The sequence below is a fragment of the Psychrobacter sp. 1U2 genome, assembly GCF_051847575.1.
This window is the reverse complement of the sequence record NZ_JBPYDC010000661.1, coordinates 1-912: the sequence shown is the minus strand read 5'-3', so window position 1 is coordinate 912 and position 912 is coordinate 1. Positions and strand designations below refer to the sequence as shown.

Genomic DNA, 912 nt, shown 5'->3' with positions numbered 1-912 from the left:
GATGTTTGCGCAGGTATTTCAATGACATCACCTTGCTGAAGGATAATATCCTGCCAAGAATTTGGTACGACTACTATCTGCCCATCAGGTCTAACAGTACGTGCCTTGGCTACAAATTGTTTGACCAAGTTGGCATCGTCTTGACGTAGCGCTGCTTCCTCACGCGTCGTTGATTGAGTAGCTAGCGTCAATTCTTCTAAGCGATCAAGCGACTCATTAATCATGCGTTTTTGCTGCTCAGCCACCGACTGACGATAAATCGTCAAATGCGTCAGCTTCGCTAGTGGACTGGGTTGTAATTGCGGTACGATGTCTTTTAGACGAGCGCCATAAGGCACAACCATAGCACCATTACCCGTATGAGCACCTTTGACTTGTACCGCGATAGTGCCAGCATAACGATCTGAGGTAACAACCAGTTGATCGCCATTATAGACGGACACATTTTGTGCATCGGCAAGCGAGTAATATTCTGCTGTTTGTGCGCGTCCTGCACTGCGAGTAATGCTGACGTTGGTTGCATTGGCAGCTGGGTTAGCAACTTGTAATACATCACCAATGGTCAAGTCATTGACATCAAACTCAAAAGTGTATTCGTTTTGAACCTGTCCGCTCACAGCGAAAGTTTTTTTCTGCGGTGCAGCCGTGATCACATCGCCATCGCGAAAAGAGAATGGCTGCAGCTTACCTGCTAATAAAAAATCATATAAATTGACTTGCTGTAATAGCTGACCATTACGCTTGATTTGAATATCAATATAACTGCCACGTGTTGGGTCAACGCCGCCTGCCCGATCTAAATATGAGAGCACTGAGTCTGCTGCGAGCCCGCCATAATACCCTGGTTGTTTAACAAAACCTGTAACAAACACTTTAACAGGCTGGGCTTGCTCTAATGAAGCATAAACACCA

The 912-nt window shown here is 45.8% G+C and carries 1 protein-coding gene; it reads right to left on the bottom strand.

Annotation, left to right across the window (positions count from 1 at the left end):
* On the bottom strand, nucleotides 1-912 hold a 912-nt coding region (locus tag ACS8FD_RS17940), incomplete at both ends, for a polysaccharide biosynthesis/export family protein (RefSeq protein ID WP_439276847.1).